The sequence below is a fragment of the Thomasclavelia sp. genome (assembly GCF_047249845.1).
In the GTDB taxonomy this organism is placed as follows: Bacteria; Bacillota_I; Bacilli_A; order Erysipelotrichales; family Coprobacillaceae; genus Thomasclavelia.
On sequence record NZ_JBKTWO010000150.1, the window covers coordinates 1 to 1,984 of the forward strand.

Annotated in this window: 3 protein-coding genes; 2 read left to right on the forward strand and 1 reads right to left on the reverse strand. The window is 28.3% G+C overall.

Annotation, left to right across the window (positions count from 1 at the left end):
- Positions 1-478: GNAT family N-acetyltransferase (locus ACLR9T_RS14175; protein WP_413110119.1), on the forward strand; the 478-nt coding region annotated here is incomplete at its 5' end.
- 167 nt (positions 479-645) lie between these two features.
- The gene (locus ACLR9T_RS14180; RefSeq protein ID WP_272867198.1) at positions 646-771 is read left to right on the forward strand and encodes a hypothetical protein; all 126 of its coding nucleotides are present in this window, start codon (positions 646-648) and stop codon (positions 769-771) included.
- A gap of 469 nt (positions 772-1,240) precedes the next feature.
- Here the strand turns inward: ACLR9T_RS14180 and ACLR9T_RS14185 are convergent, their stop codons facing one another.
- Positions 1,241-1,927, reverse strand: a complete 687-nt coding sequence (locus tag ACLR9T_RS14185; RefSeq protein WP_413110120.1) for an ABC transporter permease — start codon at positions 1,925-1,927, stop codon at positions 1,241-1,243.
- Between the last annotated feature and the right edge of the window lie 57 nt (positions 1,928-1,984).

The following is a 1,984-nucleotide window of genomic DNA, read 5'->3' on the forward strand; positions in this document are numbered from 1 at the left end:
GGAAAAAGATGATATCAAACTGGCAGAATTATTATGGGGAGATCCTGATGTCACAAGATTCATTTGTGCTAGCGGTAAATTCAGTACGAATGATATTAGAACACGATTAGAAAAAGAAATAAAAAATAAATCGATGTATAATATTCAATACTGGCCTATTTTTAAACTTGACTCAAACGAATTGATTGGTTGCTGTGGATTAAAACCATATAGCAAAGGTAAATATGAAATAGGTTTTCATCTGCGTCCAAAGTTTTGGGGACAAGGATATGCAATGGAAGCAGCAAAAACAGTAATAAATTATGCATTTACTGTTTTGAAGGCAGAAGAGTTGTTTGCAGGTCATAATCCTAATAATATAGCATCATCAAAATTATTACTTAAATTAGGTTTCAGTTATATTGGTGATGAATTTTATGAACCAACAGGGCTGTATCATCCATCTTATGAACTGAAGAAAAATACGTTAATGAAGTAGTAATTCAGTTAACCAGTTTGATTGATTCAATGTCATACTGCATTATCTCTTAAAAATTTGAATTAAGATATAAAAAATAGAATAACTTCATATTCTAACTAAAATAAATACAAGTATAAACTTTAATATATATGTGCTAATAATGATTGTGAAAAGAGCAATTGAAAATGAAGACAATATTAATTCTCGTTGCCTTAATAATTTCTGGGTGTTCTCCTTCTCCACAAAAAAAGGGAATAGCTAAAGAAAATACAATTAAAGAAATGAAATCGTATTACTATACTTATTATTAAATAATAAAATATCTTATTTTGCCAAGAAGTATAATTCTTGGCTTTTTTATATAATTTCCGTTTTGTAATATCAATTACAGAAGGGAGATAAAAATGAAAATAAAATTAGATTTCCTTGTTATTAAAAGAATATTAAATTGAATTGAACCTCAAAAGTTGAACTATGAACAAGAGGTTTTTTTAACATTCAAAATTAACATATAAAGATAAAAAAGAAATAGTAAGCTTATATTTTCGCTCATGAGATTATAAGATGTTATTAATGATTTTATTCGATATTGCAGATGGACAAATCAATCAATGGATTAACAATTATGAAAAATGAGGTTATGATGGTCTTAATAATAAGCCAAAAGGACGACACAATGAAAAATGAAAAGGCCTAACTCCTTTACAAGTTAGGAATCAAGCCTTACAATAAATATTAAATTTTAATTCCACTTTTAGGGTTCACTACAATATCTTGTACTTAAAATTCATGATCATGCATAACTTTATTTAATATATAGTCAATAAACAATATCATAATAACTAACCAAACGGTCCATGCAAAAACTCCAACCATATCAAATTGAATTCGACTATAATTGATTGCTCTTCCTACACCATAAGGGAGTCCAGCTAGTATCTCAGCCATCACTGCAACTTTTACACCAAGACTTAATGAACTCTTCATTCCTGATAAAAAGCTTGGACGAATCAGAGGTAAATATACTTTGAAATACTTTTCAAAACATGTTGGATGATATAATAATATAACATCTCGCAAGTCATGATCAATACTTTTAAAACCCTGTATAAAATTATTATACAATAGAGGAAAAACAACTAGAAAAAGCACAATATAGACAGTTTGTAATGATGATACCCAAACCAATACAAGTATAATAAATGAAATATTAGGTATTGCTTGAATCATTGTTAGTAATGGTGAAACATATTCATCTATAAGTGGTTTTTGATATCCTAGATAAGCTAACACAAATGCAATAAGTGCACTTATTGCAACCACTATAATAACATGTGATAGGGTTATAAATAGAGTCTGATAAAAATTGAAATCAGTAAGCATGTCAATCATTCTTTGAAAAACATCTAAAGGATAAGGAACAATGACCTCTTTATTGACAATAACAGCAACCAGTTGCCGTAACAACAAAATATAATCAACAAGATGAATAAAACAATTGTTGTCTCAATTCGACAACCATGA

Excerpts from the sequence above, each read along its gene's own strand:
- ACLR9T_RS14180 (WP_272867198.1), top strand. The coding sequence starts at position 646 with ATGAAGACAATATTAATTCTCGTTGCCTTAATAATTTCTGGGTGTTCT.